The organism is Streptomyces sp. NPDC044044 (assembly GCF_056434405.1).
In genome coordinates, this window is record NZ_JBWKFG010000004.1 from 285,658 (window position 1) to 303,203 (window position 17,546).

Genomic DNA, 17,546 nt, shown 5'->3' on the forward strand with positions numbered 1-17,546 from the left:
AGTCACACAGACGTGACCGCGATCGTCAGAATCCTGGCCCGCCGCCTCGCCCTGCTCATCCCGCTGCTGCTCGGCATCGTCCTGTTCGTCTTCCTCGTGATGCGGTTCTCGGACATCGACCCGGCGTCGGCCTTCTACCAGGGCGCCAATCCGACCGAGGAGCAACTGCAGCAGTTCCGGGAGGACAACGGCCTGCTCGATCCGCTGCCGGTGCGCTACTTCGCCTTCGTCGGCGATCTGGTCCAGGGCGACATGGGCATCAGCGTGCTCACCCGCTCGCCGGTGGTGGACCAGGTCACCACCGCGCTTCCGCTCACCATGCAGCTGACCTTCATGGGGCTCGGCATCGCGGTCGTCATCTCGCTGCTGCTCGGCGTGACCGCCGCGATCTACCGCGACCGGCTCCCCGACCAGCTCATCCGCGTCCTCTCGCTGACCGGCGTGGCGGCGCCCGGCTTCTGGCTCGCGCTGCTCATGATCCAGTATCTGGCGGTGGAGGCGGGCTGGTTCCCGACCGGCGGATACGTCAACCCCGCCGACTCCTTCACCGGCTGGCTCAAGTCGATGACGCTCCCCGCCCTCGCGCTGTCCCTGCCGGTGGCCGCCGGGCTCACCCGCATCATCCGCACGGCGGTGGTCGAGGAACTCGACAAGGACTACGTACGGACGGCGATCGGCAGCGGACTGCCGCCCGTCGTGGTCGTCGGCCGCAACGTCCTGCGCAACGCCCTCATCAACCCGCTGACCGTGCTCGGCCTGCGCGTCGGCTATCTGCTGGGCGGCGCGGTCGTCATCGAGACGATCTTCTCGCTGCCCGGCATGGGCAAGCTGATGATCGACGCCGTGAAGAACGGCGACCCGGCCGTCGTGCAGGGGGTCGTCATCACGACGGCCGTCGGGTTCGTGGTCGTGAACCTGGTCCTCGACATCCTCCATCTGCTGGTCAATCCGCGCCTGAGGGGGACTGCTTGATGATCACGTCGCGCAAGGCTCTGACCGAGCGGCTCTCGCGCCCCGGAATCCGCCTGCGCTCTCTGCGCAGGCTGCCGGTCCTCTCCCGGATCGCGGTGGGCGTCGTCGGCGTGGTCGTCCTCGTGGCGCTCTTCGCGCCGCTGATCGCCCCGCACGACCCGCTCGACCAGCAGCCGCAGGTCGACGGCACGGGACACCCGTCGGCCGACCACTGGATGGGGCAGGACAGCCTCGGCAGGGACATCCTCAGCAGGCTCATGTACGGGGCCCGCTGGTCCCTTGCGATCGGGCTCGGGGCGACGCTGCTCGCCCTGATCGTGGGCGCGGTGCTCGGCGCGATCGCGGCGACCTCGCGCAAGGCGGTCGACGAGACCCTCATGCGGTGCCTGGACGTCGTCATGGCGTTCCCCGGGATCGCGCTCGCCGCCGTCCTCGTGGCGGTCTTCGGTGGCGGCATCCTCGTCCTGATCTGCGCCATCGCGTTCCTGTTCACCCCGCCGATCGCCCGGGTCGTACGCGCGAACGTGATGGATCAGTACGGCGAGGACTACGTCGTCGCCGAACGCATCGTCGGCGCCCGCACCCCGCACATCCTCGTCAAGCACGTGGCCATCAACTGCGCCGCGCCCATCCTGGTGTTCTGCACGGTGCAGGTCGCCGAGGCCATCGTCTTCGAGGCCTCGCTGTCCTTCATCGGGGCGGGCGTACGGCCCCCCGACCCGTCCTGGGGCAGCGTCATCGCCGACGGCAAGAACATGGTGCTGCTCGGCGGCTGGTGGGCGACAGTCTTCCCCGGCCTCCTGATGCTGATCACGGTCCTGGCCCTGAACATCCTCTCCGAGGGCGTCTCGGACGCGTGGGCCGCGCCCGCGACGCGCGACGTGCCGGGCGCGGCCCGCAAGGAGGACCACATCGAAGCCCCCGAGCCGGGCAGCGGCAAGGTCCTTGAGCTGCCGGGCCTGACGGAAGCGGCCCAGCGCCTGCGCTCGCGCGCACGCCCCCTGCCGGAGGGGAACCCGGTCCTGACCGTCTCCGACCTCGCGATCGGCTTCGACGCGCGCCACGACGGCGTGGACATCGTCGACGGCATCAGCTTCCACGTACGGCCCGGTGAAGTCCTCGGCCTGGTGGGCGAGTCGGGCTGCGGCAAGTCGCTCACCGCGCTGACCGTGATGGGCCTGGAGCCGAAGGGGGCGCGCGTCAGCGGTCAGGTCACCTTCGACGGGGAGCAGTTGCTCGGCATGCCGATGCGCACCCGCAGAAAGCTGCTCGGCCACGACATGGCGATGATCTACCAGGACGCGCTGTCCTCCCTGAACCCCGCGATGACGGTCCGCTCCCAGCTCAAACAGGTCGTACGGAGAGGAGGGCGCCGCACGGCGGTGGAACTCCTCGAACTGGTCGGCCTCGACCCGGACCGCACCCTGCGCAGCTATCCGCACGAACTCTCCGGCGGCCAGCGCCAGCGCGTCCTGATCGCGATGGCACTCTCCCGCGACCCGAAGCTGATCGTCGCGGACGAACCGACGACGGCCCTGGACGTGACGGTGCAGGCCCAGGTGATCCAGCTCCTTCTGCGCCTGCGCGAGGAGCTGGGCTTCGCGCTGATCCTCGTCTCGCACGACCTGGCCCTCGTCGCGGACGTCACCGACCGGGTGGTGGTGATGTACGGAGGCCAGATCGTCGAGACGGGCGTGACGGCGGACCTCGTCGAGGCACCGTCGCACCACTACACGCGCGGCCTGCTCGGCTCGGTGCTCTCGCTCGAATCGGCGGCGGAACGCCTGACCCAGATCAAGGGCGTCGTCCCCTCGCCCGCCGACTTCCCCGCGGGCTGCCGGTTCGCGGACCGCTGCCCCCTGGCGAGCGAGGTGTGCCGCACGACGGCGCCCGGACTCGTGGGCGGCGCACGGCATTCCATCGCCTGCCACCACCCGGCGGAGCAGCCGCCGCGGGTGCCGCGGCCCAGGGGAAACGAGGCCCTCAAGTGACCGCCGAAGACTTGATCACGCTCTCCGACGCGCACGTCGTGCACCGTGCGCGCTCGGGCGGACTGTTCTCACGTGACCGTGTGTACGCCCTGACCGGCGCCGACCTGACCATCGCGCCCGGCGAGACGGTGGGCGTCGTGGGCGAGTCGGGGTGCGGCAAGTCGACGCTCGCGAAGGTCCTCGTGGGGGTGCAGCCGCCCACCGCGGGCACGGTGTCGTTCCGCGGCCGGGACCTGTGGACGATGAAGCCCGCCGAGCGGCGGGCCACGATCGGCAGGAACACCGGCATGATCTTCCAGGACCCGTCGACCGCCCTGAACCGCAGGCTGACGGTCCGGCAGATCCTCAGGGACCCGCTGGACGTCCACAGGATGGGGACGGCGGCCCAACGCGACGCAAGGGTCCGTGAGTTGATGTCCCTGGTCGGCCTCCCCAAGGTGCTGGCGGACGGTCTTCCCGGGCAGCTGTCCGGCGGGCAGCGGCAGCGCGTGGCGATCGCCCGTGCGCTGGCGCTCGAACCGGAGCTCGTGGTGGCGGACGAGCCGACGAGCGCCCTGGACGTCTCCGTGCGCGCCCAGATCCTCAATCTCCTCCTGGACCTGAAGGAACGCCTGCGCCTGGCCCTGGTCTTCGTGTCGCACGACATCCAGACGGTGCGGCGCATGAGCGACCGGGTCATCACCATGTACCTGGGCAGGATCGTGGAGGAGTCACCGGCGGAAGAGATCCTGGACAGAGCACGCCACCCGTACACACGGGCTCTGTTCTCGGCGACCCCCGGCCTCCTGGACCCCATCGACCCGATCCCGCTCGTCGGCCCGGTGCCGTCGGCCACGCACCCGCCGAGCGGATGCCCGTTCCGTACGCGGTGCTGGAAGGCGGACGACGCCTGCGCCGCCGCCATGCCGGACTTCGCGCTCTCCGCGTCGGCGGAGGGGTCCGGGCACCGCTACCGCTGCCACCACCCCGTGCGGGACGGCCAGTCCACGCACGAGCTAGTGATCCAGTCCGCCGCCACGGACGCGAGCCCCAGGGAGACTCCATGACCATGCCCACCCCGCTGACCGGTGTCGTTCCGCCCGTCTGCACGCCCCTGACACCGGACCACGAGGTGGACACGTCGTCCTTGACGAGACTGGTCGACCATCTCGTGGCGGGGGGCGTGGACGGTCTCTTCGTCCTCGGCTCGTCGTCGGAGGCGGCGTATCTGACGGATGCGCAGCGCAGGGTCGTGATCGACACGGTGGCGGGGCATGTCGGGGGCCAACTCCCGGTCCTCGCGGGGGCGATCGACATGGCCACGCCACGGGTCCTGGACCACGTCCGTTCGGTGACGGAGGCGGGGGCGGACGGTGTGGTGGTGACGGCCCCCTTCTACACGCGCACGCATCCGGCGGAGGTGGCACGCCACTTCCGCGTGATCGCCGCCCGCTCGCCGGTGCCGGTCTTCGCGTACGACCTCCCGGTGGCGGTCCACTCCAAGCTGGACGCGGAGCTGGTCCTGGAGCTGGCGTCGGAGGGGGTGCTGGCGGGCCTGAAGGACTCCAGCGGGCAGGAGGGGAACTTCCGGGAGGTGGTGCTCGGGGCGCGGGGCCGTGCGGACGTCTCCGGGTTCAGTGTGCTGACGGGGTCGGAGACGACGGTGGACGCGGCGCTTGCGATGGGGGCGGACGGGGTGGTGCCGGGGCTCGGGAACGTGGACCCGGAGGGGTATGCGCGGCTGTACCGCTACTGCCGGGAGGGGGACTGGGTGCGGGCGCGGGTGGAGCAGGAGCGGTTGTGCGGGCTCTTCGGGATGGTGCGGGTGGGGGATGCGGGGCGGATGGGGGGCAGCTCGTCGGCGCTGGGTTCCTTCAAGGCGGCGCTTCATCTCCGGGGCGTGATTGCTTGTCCGGTCACTGCGGAGCCGCAGGTGCCGTTGTCCTCCGGGGAGGTCGAGCGGGTGGGGAAGTTCTTGGCGGGGGCGGGGTTGTTGTAGCGGTCTTCTTGGTCCCCGGCCCCGCCCCTTCCCGAAAACCCGCTGGCGCGGGGGCCTTGGCCGCCCTCATCACCGGCTCCGCCGAGTCCGTCCTCAAACTCCCCCAAGCTCTTGAAGAGCAAGGGGGACCCCACGGCGGGCTGAAGGTTCACTCCACCCCCGGCCGCACCAGCCCCGACTCGTACGCCACGATCACCAACTGCGCCCGGTCCCGAACCCCCAGCTTCCCCATGATCCGGCTGACATGGGTCTTCGCCGTCAGTGGACTCAGCCCCAACGCCTCCGCGATCTCGGAGTTGTTCAGGCCCCGCGCGACCAACGCAAGCACCTGACACTCCCGCTCACTCAACTGCCCCGCCAGCGCCTGCGGCAGAGCGACCTCAGCCGGCGCCCGCAGAACCCTGGCGATCAACCGCGAAGTCGGGCCCGGCGACAGCAGGGACTCCCCCGCCGCCACCGTGCGGATCGCCTCCAGCAACTCCCCCGGCTTCGTGTCCTTGACCAAGAACCCGGACGCCCCGGCCCGCAACGCCTCCACGACATGCTCGTCCGTGTCGTACGTCGTCAGCATCAACACCTTCACCCCGGCCAGATCCTCGTCCTCCGCGAGCAGCCGCGTCGCCTCGATCCCGTCAAGATCCGGCATCCGGATGTCCATCACGATCAGATCCGCCCGCTCCGACCTGGCCAGGTCGACCGCCGCCCGCCCCGTACCCGCCTGCCCCACCACCTCCATGTCCGGCGCGGACTCGACCAGCATCGCGAACGCCGCCCGTACCAGCGTCTGATCGTCGGCGAGCAGCACACGAATCGTCATCCAAGCCCTCCCAGGCCCACAGGAACCAGCGGCAGCACGGCCGACACCCCGAACCCCCCGCCCTCGCGAGGCCCCGCATCCAACGTGCCGCCCACGCTCCGGGCCCGCTCCCGCATCCCCACCAGGCCGAAGCCAGGAGTGTGTGAGGGGTCATCGGCGGCCCACCCGTCCCCGTCGTCCGTGACCGTCACCCGCAGCGCCGCGTCCGCCGTGCGCAGATCCACCCGGATGGTGAGCCCCGGGCCGCCGTGCCGCACCGCGTTGGTCAGCGCCTCCTGCACGATCCGGTAGGCCGCCGCGCCCACGGCGGGCGGTGCCTCGGCCGCCGCCACCGCAAGATCCACCTCGGCCCCGGACGTCCGCGCCGCCTGCGCCAGATCCGCGAGGCCGTCGAGACCCGGCAGCGGGCCACGCGACTCCTCGGCGGAGCCTGCCCTCAACACCTCCAGTGTGGCGCGGAGTTCGCCCCGCGCCGTACGGCAGGTGTCCGCGATGTCGTCGAGCGCCTTCGCCACCGCCGCCCGGTCGAGCCGCTCCGGATCGGCGGCAAGCACATGCGCCGCCACGGACGTCTGGACGCCGACCAGAGTGATGCTGTGCGCGAGCAGGTCGTGCAGGTCCCGGGCGACCCGCAGCCTCTCCTCGGCGACCCGCCGCCGCGCCTCCTCCTCACGCGTGCGCTCCGCCCGCTCGGCACGCTCCAGTACGGAGGTGACGTACTGGCGGTGGATGCGCACGTACACGCCGAGCAGCAGCACCGAGACGATCCAGCCGGAGATCCTGAGCACCTCGGTCACCTGGTGCGGTTCCACGCTCGCGTTGACGGTCAGCATGATGCCGACGACGAGGCTGCCGGTGGTCAGTGCGCGGCGCGGGCGCCCGGACACGGCGACGGTGTAGAGCGCGACCATGCCGACCGGGACGGCGGCCATGTGCGTGTAATCGATGGCGTGGTACGGAGAGATGAAGGCGATCACCCCGAGCAGGACAAGGAGCGGGCGGCTGCGTCGCCACACCAGAGGCACGTGCGCGCACAGCAGCAGGCTCCACCCGAGCAGGTCGGGCCGCCGGCCGTCCTCGACGAACGCGGCGAGCACGGCGGAAAGCACCGTGAGCGCCGCCGCGAACAGCGCGTCGGTGCGCAGGGCGCGCCGGCTGCCGGGCACGGCCCCCGTGAAGGCAAGCACACCGCGCGGCGCCCTCTGCTGAACCTTCGCCATGTCCGCCACAGCTGCATCCTCCCGTACGAGGGCGCCCCTCCGGCAGGGAAGGGGCGCCCCGATGCGGTCAACGGTCAGGGGGTGGGCACCCGTTGGGGCTCGGGTTCCAGGGCCGGGCCCCCCGCGGCCGGTGCGGGGCGCGAGAGGCTGCCGGGCCACCACACCTTCCGCCCCAGGGCCACGCTCGCGCTCGTCACGAGGTACGTGCGCACCAGGAACGTGTCGAGGAGGACCCCCACCGCGATCACGAAGCCCAGCTCGACCAGCTGCACCAGCGGCATGTTGGTGAGCACCGCGAACGTCGCCGCGAGCACGAGGCCCGCCGACGCGATGACGCCGCCCGTCGTGCGCAGCGCGGTCAGCGCGGCGGCCCCCGGCTCGGCGCCGGCGAGGGACTCCTCCCGCATGCGGTGCATCAGGAAGATGCCGTAGTCGACGCCCAGCGCGACCAGGAAGACAAAGGAGAGCAGCCCGAGCCCCGGGTCCGTGCCCTCGAAGCCGAACAGCGGCTCGAAGACCAGGCCCGCGATGCCCAGCGAGGCCCCCCACACCGCGACCACGGCGACCAGGAGCAGCAATGGCGCGACGAGGGATCGCAGCAGGGCCACCAGGATCAGCAGCACCGCCGCGAGGACCAGCGGCACGATGATCAGCCGGTCACGCTCGTTCGTGTCCTTCAGGTCGAGCTGCTGGGCACTGGATCCGCCCACGTACGAGCCCTCCAGATCCGCCCGCAGCGCCTTGATCGTCGCCGTCTCGCCCGCCGACTCGGGCGCGGATGTCGCGATCACGGAGATCTCCGTCCAGCCCTTCGCCGTACGGCCCTTCACCGCACTGTCCACGCCCTTCGTGCCCTTGATGTCGGCGAGGGCCGCGGTGGCGCGGTCGTCGGGCGCCATCACGGTGATGGGCTGGGTGCCGCGCTCGGGATAGGCCCTGGCGAGGGTCTCCATGGCGGCGACGGAGTCGGGCGTCTTGGTGAAGGAGTCCTCCTGCTTCAGCGCGCCCGGCAGGTTGAGCGCCCCCAGGGCGAGCGCGCCGAGCAGCACGGCGCCGCCCGCGAGCACGGTGCGGGGCCTGCGCCCCGCCGAGCTCCCCATCAGGGAGAAGAGACTGCCCCGCCGCTTGGGCTCGCTGCCGAAGGCCGGCACCAGCGGCCAGAACACGCGCCGCCCGAGCAGGACGAGGAGCGCGGGCAGCAGCGTCAGCATCGCGAGGAGCGCGCACAGCACGCCGACCGCGCCCAGCGGGCCCATGCCCCTGCTGCTGTTGAGGTCGGCGGCGAGCAGGCAGAAGAGCCCGGCCGCGACCGTCCCCGACGACGCGAGCACGGCAGGGCCGCATCCCTTCAGCGCGGCGGTCATCGCGTCGTAGGGGCGCTCGATCCTGCGCAGTTCCTCGCGGTAGCGGGCGACGATGAGCAGCGCGTAGTCCGTTCCCGCGCCGAACACGAGGATCGTCATCACGCCGCTGCTCTGGCCGGTGACGGAGGTCCCGAAGCCTTCGTGCAGTCCGTACGCGACGGCCATCGCCAGGTAGTCCGCGATGCCCGCCACGGCGAGCGGCACGAGCCACAGGAACGGGCTGCGGTAGATGAGGATCAGGAGCAGCGCGACCACTCCGGCGGTGGTGTAGAGCAGCGGCCCGCCGAGGGAGTCGTAGACCTTGCCCGCGTCGGTGTCGAGCGCCCCCGAGCCGCCCACGTCGACGCTCAACCCGCCCTCGCTGTGGGCGACTTCGCGTACGTCGTCGACGAGCGCGTCCCTGAGCTTCTCGTCCTGGCCCGGCTCGGTGGTCGCCACGGGGTACATGAGCGTGGCGCCGCCCTTGGACGGTACGGCGCGCGGGGTGCCCGTCAGCTTGTGATCCTGGCCGATCTCGGCGACCTGTGCGGCGGCGGCCTCGCGGTCGGCGGAGGTCAGGCCGCCGTCACGGTGGTAGACGAGCACCAGCTCGGTGGCCTCGCCGCCGGGCAACTGGTCCTGGATCTTGGCGACTTCGGTGGAGTCGGCGCTCGCGGGGAGGTAGTCGACGACACGGTCCTGCTGGCTGTCGGCCAGTTTCGACGCGAAGGGCCCGGCGAGCGCCATGACGGCTATCCACAGCCCGAGGAACACCCAGGGCACGGCTCGTCGCCGTCGTGCGGTGGTCTGTTCGGCCCGCATGACGGGCCTCCTTCCGGCAGGTTGGCAGGTTCAGTGCCAACCCTTCCGGAGCGGTCCTGGCGATCCGTCGGGCACGAGGGTGAGTTGGGGCGTACGGCGCAGGGAGGCGGAGGGGCCTCGCTACTCCCACGGGAGTACGGACACACGGGAGTACGGACGCACGGAAACACGGGCATGCGACCCGCCGCGCACGGAACCCGGCGGAGATCAGAAGTGCGTCGCCCCGGCGGAGATCAGAAGTGCGTCGTCCGCGCCGCCACCATCAGCCGTGTCACCTCGTCCGCGCCGATGGTCAGCGCGTCGCCCGCCGTGGCGAGCACCTCGCGCTCGGCGGGGGTGTACGGGCCGTCGGCGAGTGCGATGCGGGCGCCCTGGATCAGCAGCGCCTCACGCCCGGCGGGGGCGAGGTGCGGGGCCAACGGGCCGAGCGCCTCGTGGAGTTCTATGGCCAGACCGGGCCCGCAGTCGGGCACGGTCGCGCGGCCGGTGTCGGCGGCGAGCGCCTCGACGAGCGCGACGAGCTGTTCCTCGCAGCAGTCGTCGTACCCCGCGCCGCGCAGTGCGCCGACGGCCGCGTCGAGCGTCGTGCGCGACGAGGTGCCGCCCGCGGCGAGGATCGCGAGGACGACGGTGTGCACGGCGTCGCGCACCATGGCCGACAGGCGTGTGGTCGTGGGGTGGTCGAGGACGTCCGTGCCGAAGTGGTCGCCGCAGGCGGCGCACTCGACGACGGGGCCCACGGTGCCGCGCGGCAGGACGGGGACGCCGAGCAGGACGAAGCGGCGACGGCCGGTGCGGCGCTGGTAGTTGCGGTCACCGCCGCAGCCCGGACAGAAGAACTCGCCGTCGCCGACGGTGGTCCAGGCCGTATGCACACCGATCACGCGCCTGCGCAGAACCCGCCCGCGTGAAACGGGCGTGGCGAAGATGCGGGATTCCCGGCCGATTCGTCCCCGATCTGGCAGCACCGCGCACCTCCGTAACGCCCCGGCAACATTGCCGCGTTGGGCGTGATGTTAGCCACATTGTTGATGTGGCGTCAGCACCCTGTACGAGAGATGGCCGGTAGACGACCTGGACACGGCCCCACGCAAAAGCGCCGAACGGGCCCATTCGAGCCCGTCCGGCGCTCGCGCGGTGTGTTGCGAAAGCGTGCGGCGCTGGTCAGCGAGCCGCGCGGTTCACCGCGGAGACGGCGGCCTTCAGGGAGGCGCGTGTCGTATTCGCGTCGATACCGATGCCCCACAGGACCTTGTCGCCGATCGCGCACTCGATGTACGACGCGGCCTGCGCGGAGGCTCCCTCGCTCATCGTGTGCTCCTGGTAGTCCAGGAGCCGTACGTCGATGCCGATGCCCTGCAGCGCGTGGAAGAAGGCCGAGATCGGGCCGTTGCCGGTGCCGGCCAGGACCGTGTCCTCGCCGTCGACGGTCGCCTCGACGGTCAGCGTGTCCGTGCCGTCCTTGTCCGTGGTGGTCTGGCCGTTCTTGACCTGGATGCGGCCCCACGGGTTGGCGGGGTTGGGCAGGTACTCGTCCTGGAAGATGCCCCAGATCGCGTCCGGCGTGACCTCGCCGCCGTCGGTGTCGGTCTTCGTCTGGATGATCTTCGAGAACTCGACCTGCATACGGCGCGGCAGGTCCAGCTTGTGGTCGTTCTGCAGGACGTAGGCGATGCCGCCCTTGCCGGACTGCGAGTTGACGCGGATCACGGCCTCGTACGAACGGCCGACGTCCTTGGGGTCGATGGGCAGGTACGGGACGGCCCACTCGATGTCGTCGACCGTCTTGCCCTGCTGCTCGGCCCGGACGCCCATCGCCTCGAAGCCCTTCTTGATGGCGTCCTGGTGGGAGCCGGAGAAGGCGGTGTAGACGAGGTCACCTGCGTACGGGTGGCGCGGGTGGACCTCCATCTGGTTGCAGTACTCGGCGGTGCGGCGGATCTCGTCGATGTCGGAGAAGTCGATCTGCGGGTCCACGCCCTGCGAGAAGAGGTTCATGCCCAGCGTGACCAGGTCGACGTTGCCGGTGCGCTCACCCTGCCCGAACAGGCAGCCCTCGATGCGGTCGGCGCCGGCCATGATGGCCAGCTCGGCGGCGGCGACGGCGGTGCCGCGGTCGTTGTGCGGGTGGACGGACAGGCAGACGTGCTCGCGGCGCGACAGGTTGCGGGACATCCACTCGAAGCGGTCCGCGTGGGTGGAGGGCGTCGAACGCTCCACCGTGGCGGGCAGGTTGAGGATGATCTCGCGGCCCTCTTCGGGCTGCCACACGTCACAGACCGCCTCGCAGACCTCCAGGGCGAAGTCCAGCTCGGTGTCCGTGAAGATCTCGGGGCTGTACTGGTAGCCGAAGACCGTCTCGGGGCCCAGCAGCTTCTCGGCGTACTCCATGACCAGGCGCGTGCCGTCGACGGCGATCTGCTTGACCGCGTCCTTCGAGCCACGGAAGACGACCTCGCGCCAGACGGGCGCGGTCGCGTTGTACAGGTGGACGGTGGCGCGCTTGGCGCCGACCAGCGACTCGACCGTGCGGGAGATCAGCTCTTCGCGGGCCTGGGTCAGGACGGAGATCGTCACGTCGTCCGGGATCGCGCCGTCCTCGATGATCGACCGTACGAAATCGAAGTCCGTCTGGCCCGAGGAGGGGAAGCCGACCTCGATCTCCTTGTAGCCCATGCGGACCAGCAGGTCGAACATCTCGCGCTTGCGCGCCGGGGACATCGGGTCGATCAGCGCCTGGTTGCCGTCACGCAGGTCCGTGGAGAGCCAGCGGGGAGCGACCGTGATCCGGTTCTCGGGCCAGGTGCGGTCGGGAATGTCGACCTGGTCGTACTGGCCGTACTTGTGGACCGGCATGGACGTGGCGCGCTGCAGATTCGGCTTGATGGCCATGATGCGGGGGCTCCTCGGGAGTGTCCTGAAGGACGGCCGACGGTCGCTTCGCGAGCAACACCGAACTCCGCGGGGAGGGGGTCGGCCTCGACTACAGGCCCTCGCCGCGGCAGCTAAGGAGAAGCAGCCCGTAACGCATGATGCTCCGCAGCCTAGCCGAGTCGCGCTGGTGTGCGCGGATGCGTATCAGTATGCGGGATCGCCGCCAGGTAACGGCCAAGAGGTGATCAATCCCTCCATTTCAGTAATCATGGTCGCAGGTAGTGACAGCGGCATGACCCAGTGCCACATTGCCGCCATGGCCACCAATCCAGGCTTCGAGCCTGTCTTCTGCACCATCATTCCGCCTCACGTGCTCGACACACTGGCCCAGAGTGACGACGCCACTCTCGCCGGTCCCGCTCGCCGCACCCTTGAGCGCGACTCGATCGAGCGCACCCACCGCCGCCTGACCACGGTCCTCGGCGCCCCCTCGATCACGCCCCCCAAGGAAGCGGCGGACGGCAAGCCCCACCGCACGATCTACGACGCCAGGCACAAGACCGAGCTGCCGGGCCGCAAGGTCCGCGGCGAGGGAGAGAAGCCGGGCAAGGACGCGACCGTCAATCGCGCGTACGCGGGACTCGGCGCGACCTTCGAGCTGTTCCAGAAGACGTACGCGCGCAACTCCATCGACGGCAGCGGCCTGCCGCTGAACGCGACCGTCCACTACGGCGAGGACTACGGAAACGCCTTCTGGAACGGCGAGCAGATGGTGTTCGGCGACGGTGACGGCGAGATCTTCCTCGACTTCACCATCCCCGTGGACGTCATCGGCCACGAGCTCACCCACGGCGTCGTGCAGTACACGGCGAACCTCACGTACTTCGGCCAGCCGGGCGCCCTGAACGAGTCGATGGCGGACGTCTTCGGCTCGATGATCAAGCAGTACACGCTCGGCCAGACCTCCGCCGACGCCGACTGGCTGATCGGTGCGGGCCTGCTCGCCCCGCGCGTCACCGGCAAGGCCCTGCGCTCCATGAAGGACCCCGGCACGGCGTACGACGACGACGTGCTCGGCAAGGACCCGCAGCCCGCCGACATGGACCACTACGTCCGCACGGGCCGCGACAACGGCGGTGTGCACATCAACTCCGGCATCCCCAACCGCGCCTTCTACCTGGTCTCCGACGCGCTCGGCGGGCACTCGTGGGAGCGGGCGGGGCAGATCTGGTACGCCGTCCTGACCGGCGGCGAGCTCGCGCAGGACGCGTCCTTCCAGGACTTCGCGAGGCTGACGGTCGCCGCCGCGCGCGAGAAGTACGGCGACGGCGACGAGCTCAAGGCCGTCATCGACGCCTGGTCCACGGTCAAGGTCCCGGCCACCGACTGACGGATGCGCTACCGACCGCCCACCCAGTGGAGTAGACAGGACCCATGCGTATCCAGGTGAAGCGCACGGGAGGATTCGCGGGCATCGAGCGGCACGCCGAGGTCGACACCTCGGGACTGCCCGATGCCCACGAGTGGCAGGCCCTGGCCGAGGAGGCCATGACCGAGGGCCGGGGCACACCGCCCATAGGGGTGCCGGACGGCTTCAACTACCAGCTCACCGTCGACGGGCACACGGTGTACTGCTCGGATCCACGCCTGACCGATCCGCAGCGGAAGCTCATCACTCGTGTGCTCAAGGAGGGCTCGTGAGGAGAGCTCTTGAGGAGGGCTCCTGAGGACGGCTCGTAAAACTTGAGCGGTGTTCACCTTTTCTGAGGCACGCCCATTGACTTCCGTACGCGGCCGTACGGAAGATCGCGCCCATGGCAGCGAGTGATGCGCGCGAACCACTACCTCAGTTCCCCCGCGACTTCCTGTGGGGGGTGTCCACATCGGCTCACCAGATCGAGGGCGCCGTCGACGAGCGCGGCCCCTCGGTCTGGGACGCGTTCACCGCGGTGCCGGGCCGGGTGAAGGACGGCAGCACGGCCGCCGTGGCCTGCGACCACTACCACCGCTACCGCGAAGACGTCGCTCTCATCCGGGAGTTGGGGGTCGGCGCGTACCGCTTCTCGGTGTCGTGGCCGCGCGTGCTGCCGAGCGGGGCGGGCGAGGTGAGCGCCGCGGGCCTGGACTTCTACGACCGCCTGGTCGACGAGCTGTGCGCGGCCGGGATCAGCCCCGTCCCCACGCTCTTCCACTGGGACACCCCGCTCGCGCTTGCCGACAAGGGCGGCTGGCTGCGGCGGGACACGGCCGAGCGGTTCGCCGAGTACGCGGCCGTGGTGGCGGGGCGCATCGGCGACCGCGCCAAGAAGTGGATCACCCTCAACGAACCCGCCGAGCACACCCTCCTCGGCCACGCGCTTGGCCAGCACGCCCCCGGCGAGCAGCTCATGTTCGACGCGCTGCCGGTGGCGCACCACCAGCTCATCGCGCACGGTCTCGCCGTACGGGCACTGCGCGCGGCCGGTGTCACGGACATCGGCATCGCCAACTCGCACGGCCCCACCTGGCCTGCGTCCGCCTCGCCCGAGGACACGGAGGCGGCGGACTTCTACGACGTACTCCTCAACCGCCTGTTCGCGGACCCGCTGCTCCTGGGCCGATACCCCGAGGGCATCGCGGAGTTGATGCCGGCCGACGACATCGAGGCGGATCTGAAGGTCATCGCGGAGCCATTCGACTGGTACGGGATCAACTTCTACCAGCCGACCAAGGTGGGCGCGCCGCTCCCGGCGGCGACGGCGGCACCGACGGAATTCTCCGGCCTCACGCTGCCGCCCGAACTCCCCTTCGCACCACGGGAGATCGAGGGCCGTCCGGTGACGGACTTCGGCTGGCCGGTGGTCCCGGAGTCGCTCACCGAGCTCCTGACCGGCTTCCGCGACCGGTACGGCGACCGCCTGCCGCCGCTGGTGATCACCGAGAACGGCTGCTCGTACGAGGGCATCGACGACCAGCGGCGGATCGACTACCTCGACGGCCATCTCCGGGCGCTGCACCGGGCGTTGGAGGAGGGCGTGGACGTACGCGGCTACTTCGTCTGGTCCCTGATGGACAACTTCGAGTGGGCGGAGGGCTACCGGCAGCGCTTCGGTCTCGTGCACGTCGACTTCGAGGACACGGCCACGCTTGAGCGCACCCCGAAGGCGTCGTACGCGTGGCTGCGTGAGGCCCTGCGGGCACAGCGCGCATGACCGCCACCGCCCTGCGGGAGCCGGTCGACCGGGTCGGCAGGGGCTGGACGACGTCCCTTTCGGTCGCCAACGGCGCGATCTGGGTGGGCTGGTACGGCCCGCTGCAGATCCTGCTCGCCCTGCAGGCGGAGGACCTGGCCCCGGCCGGCACGTCGAAGGAGACCGTCCTGGCGTGGGTCACGGGGGTCGGCGCGGTCGTGTCGCTGGCCGCGAACCCGCTCTTCGGGGCGCTCTCGGACCGCACGACGTCCCGCTGGGGCAGGCGCACCCCGTGGATCGTGGCGGGCACGGCGGGCGGCGCCGCCTCGCTCATGCTGCTCTCGGCAGCGGGCTCGGTTTGGTGGATGGCGGCGGGCTGGTGCCTGGTTCAGCTCACCCTGAACGCCGCGTTCGCCGCGGTCACGGCGGCCGTCCCCGACCGGGTGCCGCGGCTCCAGCGCGGCTCGGTGGGCGGCTGGCTCGGGGCGGCCCAGCTGCTCGGCGTGGTCGTCGGGACGGGCCTCGCGACGGTGACGGGCGGGACGGTCGCGGGGTACGCGGCCTGCGCGGTGTTCACGGTGGCGGGCGTGCTGCCCTATGTCGTACGCCATCGGGACCTGCGCCTCGACGCCGCCGACCGGCCGCCGTTCGTGTGGCGGTCGTTCGCGGGCTCCTTCTGGCTGAGCCCGCGCCGCTACCCGGACCTGGCCTGGGCGTGGCTGACCCGCTTCCTGATCAACGTCAGCAACTCGGTGGTGCTGCTCTACCTTCTCTACTTCCTGCGGGACCGCCTGCACCGCTCCGACCCCGAAGGGGGCGTCCTGATCCTGACGGCCGTGAACGGCGTGACGATGCTCGCCACGGTCGTGGTGGGCGGCGCCTGGTCGGACCGGGTCGGGCGCCGCAAGCCGTTCGTGATCTGGGCGGGAACACTGATGGCGGTGGCCACGGGCCTGCTCGCCCTGTGGCAGACCTGGCCGGGGGCGATCGTCGCGGCGGCGTTGCTCGGCATCGGCTTCGGGGTCTTCACGTCGGTGGACTTCGCCCTGATGACGGACGTACTGCCGAAGGCGATGGACCGCGGCAAGGACCTGGGCGTCATCAACATCGCCAACTCCCTGCCCCAGGTGGCGGCCCCCGCCATCGCGGCCCCGATCGTGACGTATCTGGGCGGCTATCGGGTGCTGTACCTGGTGGCGGCGGCGGTGGGCCTGGCGGGAGCGCTGCTGGTGACGCGGATCAAGGGGGTCGAGTGACCCCGCTCAGAAGCCGAGCTTGCGCAGCTGCTTGGGGTCGCGCTGCCAGTCCTTGGCGACCTTCACGTGCAGGTCCAGGAAGACCGGCGTCCCCAGGAGCGCCTCGATCTGCTGGCGGGACTTGATCCCGACCTCCTTGAGCCGCTTGCCCTTCGGGCCGATGATGATGCCCTTCTGGCTGGGGCGCTCGATGTAGACGTTCGCGTGGATGTCGAGCATCGGCTTGTCCGCGGGCCGGTCCTCGCGCGGCAGCATCTCCTCCACCACGACGGCGATGGAGTGCGGCAGCTCGTCCCGCACGCCCTCCAGGGCCGCCTCGCGGATCAGCTCGGCGACCATGACCTGCTCGGGCTCGTCGGTGAGGTCGCCCTCGGGGTAGAGCGGCGGGCTCTTCGGGAGCATCGGGACGATCAGGTCGGCGAGCAGCTGGACCTGCTTGTCGCCGACCGCCGACACCGGCACGATCTGCGCCCACTCGAAGCCGAGCTCCTTGCCGAGCTGGTCGATGGCGATGAGCTGCTCGGCGAGCGTCTTGCTGTCGACGAGGTCGGTCTTCGTGACGACCGCGATCTTCGGCGTCTTCTTGATCGTGGCCAGTTCCTTGGCGATGAACCGGTCGCCGGGGCCGAGCTTCTCGTTCGCGGGCAGGCAGAACCCGATGACGTCGACCTCGGCCCACGTCGTACGGACGACGTCGTTGAGCCGCTCGCCGAGCAGCGTGCGCGGCTTGTGGAGCCCGGGGGTGTCCACCAGGATCAGCTGGGCGTCGGGCCGGTGCACGATGCCGCGCACCGTGTGCCGCGTGGTCTGCGGCTGGTTGGCCGTGATCGCCACCTTCTGGCCGACCAGAGCATTCGTGAGGGTGGACTTGCCCGCGTTGGGGCGGCCCACGAAGCAGGCGAAGCCGGCGCGGTGGGGTGCCTCGGACGGCTCGGATGACTCGGTACGAACGCTCATGGCGCCCATTCTCCCTGATCGCCGGAGGGCCGCAGCACGCCGAGGCACCGATTCCCCGCCGGTGAGCACCCTGAAACTCACCGGCAACACGAAACACGGCGGAAACGCCCGGGTGTCCGTTCCGAAACCCGGGGCGGTGACGCTCT

14 protein-coding genes are annotated in these 17,546 nt (G+C 70.7%); 8 read left to right on the plus strand and 6 right to left on the minus strand.

The window, feature by feature from the left end; translation table 11 throughout:
• Positions 1 to 12 precede the first annotated feature (12 nt).
• From AC07AG_RS17030 to AC07AG_RS17045, 4 genes are read left to right on the plus strand one after another with little or no spacing between them, the layout of a single operon-like run.
• Positions 13 to 972 (plus strand): ABC transporter permease, encoded by a 960-nt coding sequence (locus tag AC07AG_RS17030; RefSeq protein ID WP_478755882.1) that lies wholly within the window; start codon positions 13 to 15, stop codon positions 970 to 972.
• Positions 972 to 2,963 carry a dipeptide/oligopeptide/nickel ABC transporter permease/ATP-binding protein gene (locus tag AC07AG_RS17035; protein ID WP_478755883.1) on the plus strand — a complete coding sequence of 664 codons (1,992 nt, stop codon included), beginning with the start codon at positions 972 to 974 and terminating at the stop codon, positions 2,961 to 2,963. The genes AC07AG_RS17030 and AC07AG_RS17035 overlap by 1 nt, the downstream gene beginning before the upstream one ends.
• Positions 2,960 to 4,009 (plus strand): oligopeptide/dipeptide ABC transporter ATP-binding protein, encoded by a 1,050-nt coding sequence (locus AC07AG_RS17040; protein WP_478755884.1) that lies wholly within the window; start codon positions 2,960 to 2,962, stop codon positions 4,007 to 4,009. Before AC07AG_RS17035 ends, AC07AG_RS17040 begins: the two co-directional genes overlap by 4 nt.
• Complete coding sequence (locus tag AC07AG_RS17045; protein ID WP_478755885.1) at positions 4,006 to 4,941, plus strand: dihydrodipicolinate synthase family protein; 936 nt, start codon at positions 4,006 to 4,008, stop codon at positions 4,939 to 4,941. Before AC07AG_RS17040 ends, AC07AG_RS17045 begins: the two co-directional genes overlap by 4 nt.
• A gap of 148 nt (positions 4,942 to 5,089) precedes the next feature.
• Here AC07AG_RS17045 and AC07AG_RS17050 read toward each other — a convergent pair whose 3' ends face one another.
• The 5 genes from AC07AG_RS17050 to leuA all read right to left on the minus strand — a co-directional run bounded on the left by AC07AG_RS17050 (position 5,090) and on the right by leuA (position 12,035).
• On the minus strand, positions 5,090 to 5,758 hold the full coding sequence (locus tag AC07AG_RS17050; protein WP_478755886.1) for a response regulator: 669 nt from the start codon (positions 5,756 to 5,758) through the stop codon (positions 5,090 to 5,092).
• Complete coding sequence (locus AC07AG_RS17055; RefSeq protein WP_478756302.1) at positions 5,755 to 6,978, minus strand: sensor histidine kinase; 1,224 nt, start codon at positions 6,976 to 6,978, stop codon at positions 5,755 to 5,757. The genes AC07AG_RS17050 and AC07AG_RS17055 overlap by 4 nt, the downstream gene beginning before the upstream one ends.
• 74 nt (positions 6,979 to 7,052) lie before the next feature.
• Complete coding sequence (locus AC07AG_RS17060) at positions 7,053 to 9,143, minus strand: MMPL family transporter (protein WP_478755887.1); 2,091 nt, start codon at positions 9,141 to 9,143, stop codon at positions 7,053 to 7,055.
• Positions 9,144 to 9,376: 233 nt separating this feature from the next.
• Positions 9,377 to 10,111 (minus strand): TerB family tellurite resistance protein, encoded by a 735-nt coding sequence (locus tag AC07AG_RS17065; RefSeq protein WP_478755888.1) that lies wholly within the window; start codon positions 10,109 to 10,111, stop codon positions 9,377 to 9,379.
• A gap of 196 nt (positions 10,112 to 10,307) precedes the next feature.
• A complete protein-coding gene (leuA, locus tag AC07AG_RS17070) occupies positions 10,308 to 12,035 on the minus strand; it encodes a 2-isopropylmalate synthase (protein WP_478755889.1) in 1,728 nt (575 codons plus the stop codon).
• Positions 12,036 to 12,333: 298 nt separating this feature from the next.
• On the opposite strand from leuA, the gene AC07AG_RS17075 reads away from it, so the two are divergent.
• From AC07AG_RS17075 to AC07AG_RS17090, 4 genes are all read left to right on the plus strand, one after another.
• Positions 12,334 to 13,407, plus strand: a complete 1,074-nt coding sequence (locus tag AC07AG_RS17075; protein WP_478755890.1) for a M4 family metallopeptidase — start codon at positions 12,334 to 12,336, stop codon at positions 13,405 to 13,407.
• A gap of 44 nt (positions 13,408 to 13,451) precedes the next feature.
• Positions 13,452 to 13,718, plus strand: coding sequence for a protealysin inhibitor emfourin (locus tag AC07AG_RS17080; protein ID WP_478755891.1), 267 nt, complete (start codon positions 13,452 to 13,454; stop codon positions 13,716 to 13,718).
• A gap of 113 nt (positions 13,719 to 13,831) precedes the next feature.
• On the plus strand, positions 13,832 to 15,208 hold the full coding sequence (locus tag AC07AG_RS17085; protein ID WP_478755892.1) for a GH1 family beta-glucosidase: 1,377 nt from the start codon (positions 13,832 to 13,834) through the stop codon (positions 15,206 to 15,208).
• Positions 15,205 to 16,443: an MFS transporter gene (locus AC07AG_RS17090; RefSeq protein WP_478755893.1), complete on the plus strand. Its 1,239-nt coding sequence runs from the start codon at positions 15,205 to 15,207 to the stop codon at positions 16,441 to 16,443. Before AC07AG_RS17085 ends, AC07AG_RS17090 begins: the two co-directional genes overlap by 4 nt.
• A gap of 6 nt (positions 16,444 to 16,449) precedes the next feature.
• Here AC07AG_RS17090 and era read toward each other — a convergent pair whose 3' ends face one another.
• The gene (era, locus tag AC07AG_RS17095; RefSeq protein WP_425575203.1) at positions 16,450 to 17,409 is read right to left on the minus strand and encodes a GTPase Era; all 960 of its coding nucleotides are present in this window, start codon (positions 17,407 to 17,409) and stop codon (positions 16,450 to 16,452) included.
• Positions 17,410 to 17,546: the final 137 nt, after the last annotated feature.

Bases quoted from the DNA above. Each gene is read 5' to 3' on its own strand.
- AC07AG_RS17035 (WP_478755883.1), top strand. From the start codon at position 972: ATGATCACGTCGCGCAAGGCTCTGACCGAGCGGCTCTCGCGCCCCGGA.
- AC07AG_RS17045 (WP_478755885.1), top strand. From the start codon at position 4,006: ATGACCATGCCCACCCCGCTGACCGGTGTCGTTCCGCCCGTCTGCACG.
- AC07AG_RS17050 (WP_478755886.1), bottom strand. From the start codon at position 5,758: ATGACGATTCGTGTGCTGCTCGCCGACGATCAGACGCTGGTACGGGCG.
- AC07AG_RS17055 (WP_478756302.1), bottom strand. From the start codon at position 6,978: ATGGCGAAGGTTCAGCAGAGGGCGCCGCGCGGTGTGCTTGCCTTCACG.
- AC07AG_RS17060 (WP_478755887.1), bottom strand. From the start codon at position 9,143: ATGCGGGCCGAACAGACCACCGCACGACGGCGACGAGCCGTGCCCTGG.
- leuA (WP_478755889.1), bottom strand. From the start codon at position 12,035: ATGGCCATCAAGCCGAATCTGCAGCGCGCCACGTCCATGCCGGTCCAC.
- AC07AG_RS17075 (WP_478755890.1), top strand. From the start codon at position 12,334: ATGGCCACCAATCCAGGCTTCGAGCCTGTCTTCTGCACCATCATTCCG.
- AC07AG_RS17080 (WP_478755891.1), top strand. From the start codon at position 13,452: ATGCGTATCCAGGTGAAGCGCACGGGAGGATTCGCGGGCATCGAGCGG.
- AC07AG_RS17085 (WP_478755892.1), top strand. From the start codon at position 13,832: ATGGCAGCGAGTGATGCGCGCGAACCACTACCTCAGTTCCCCCGCGAC.
- AC07AG_RS17090 (WP_478755893.1), top strand. From the start codon at position 15,205: ATGACCGCCACCGCCCTGCGGGAGCCGGTCGACCGGGTCGGCAGGGGC.
- era (WP_425575203.1), bottom strand. From the start codon at position 17,409: ATGGGCGCCATGAGCGTTCGTACCGAGTCATCCGAGCCGTCCGAGGCA.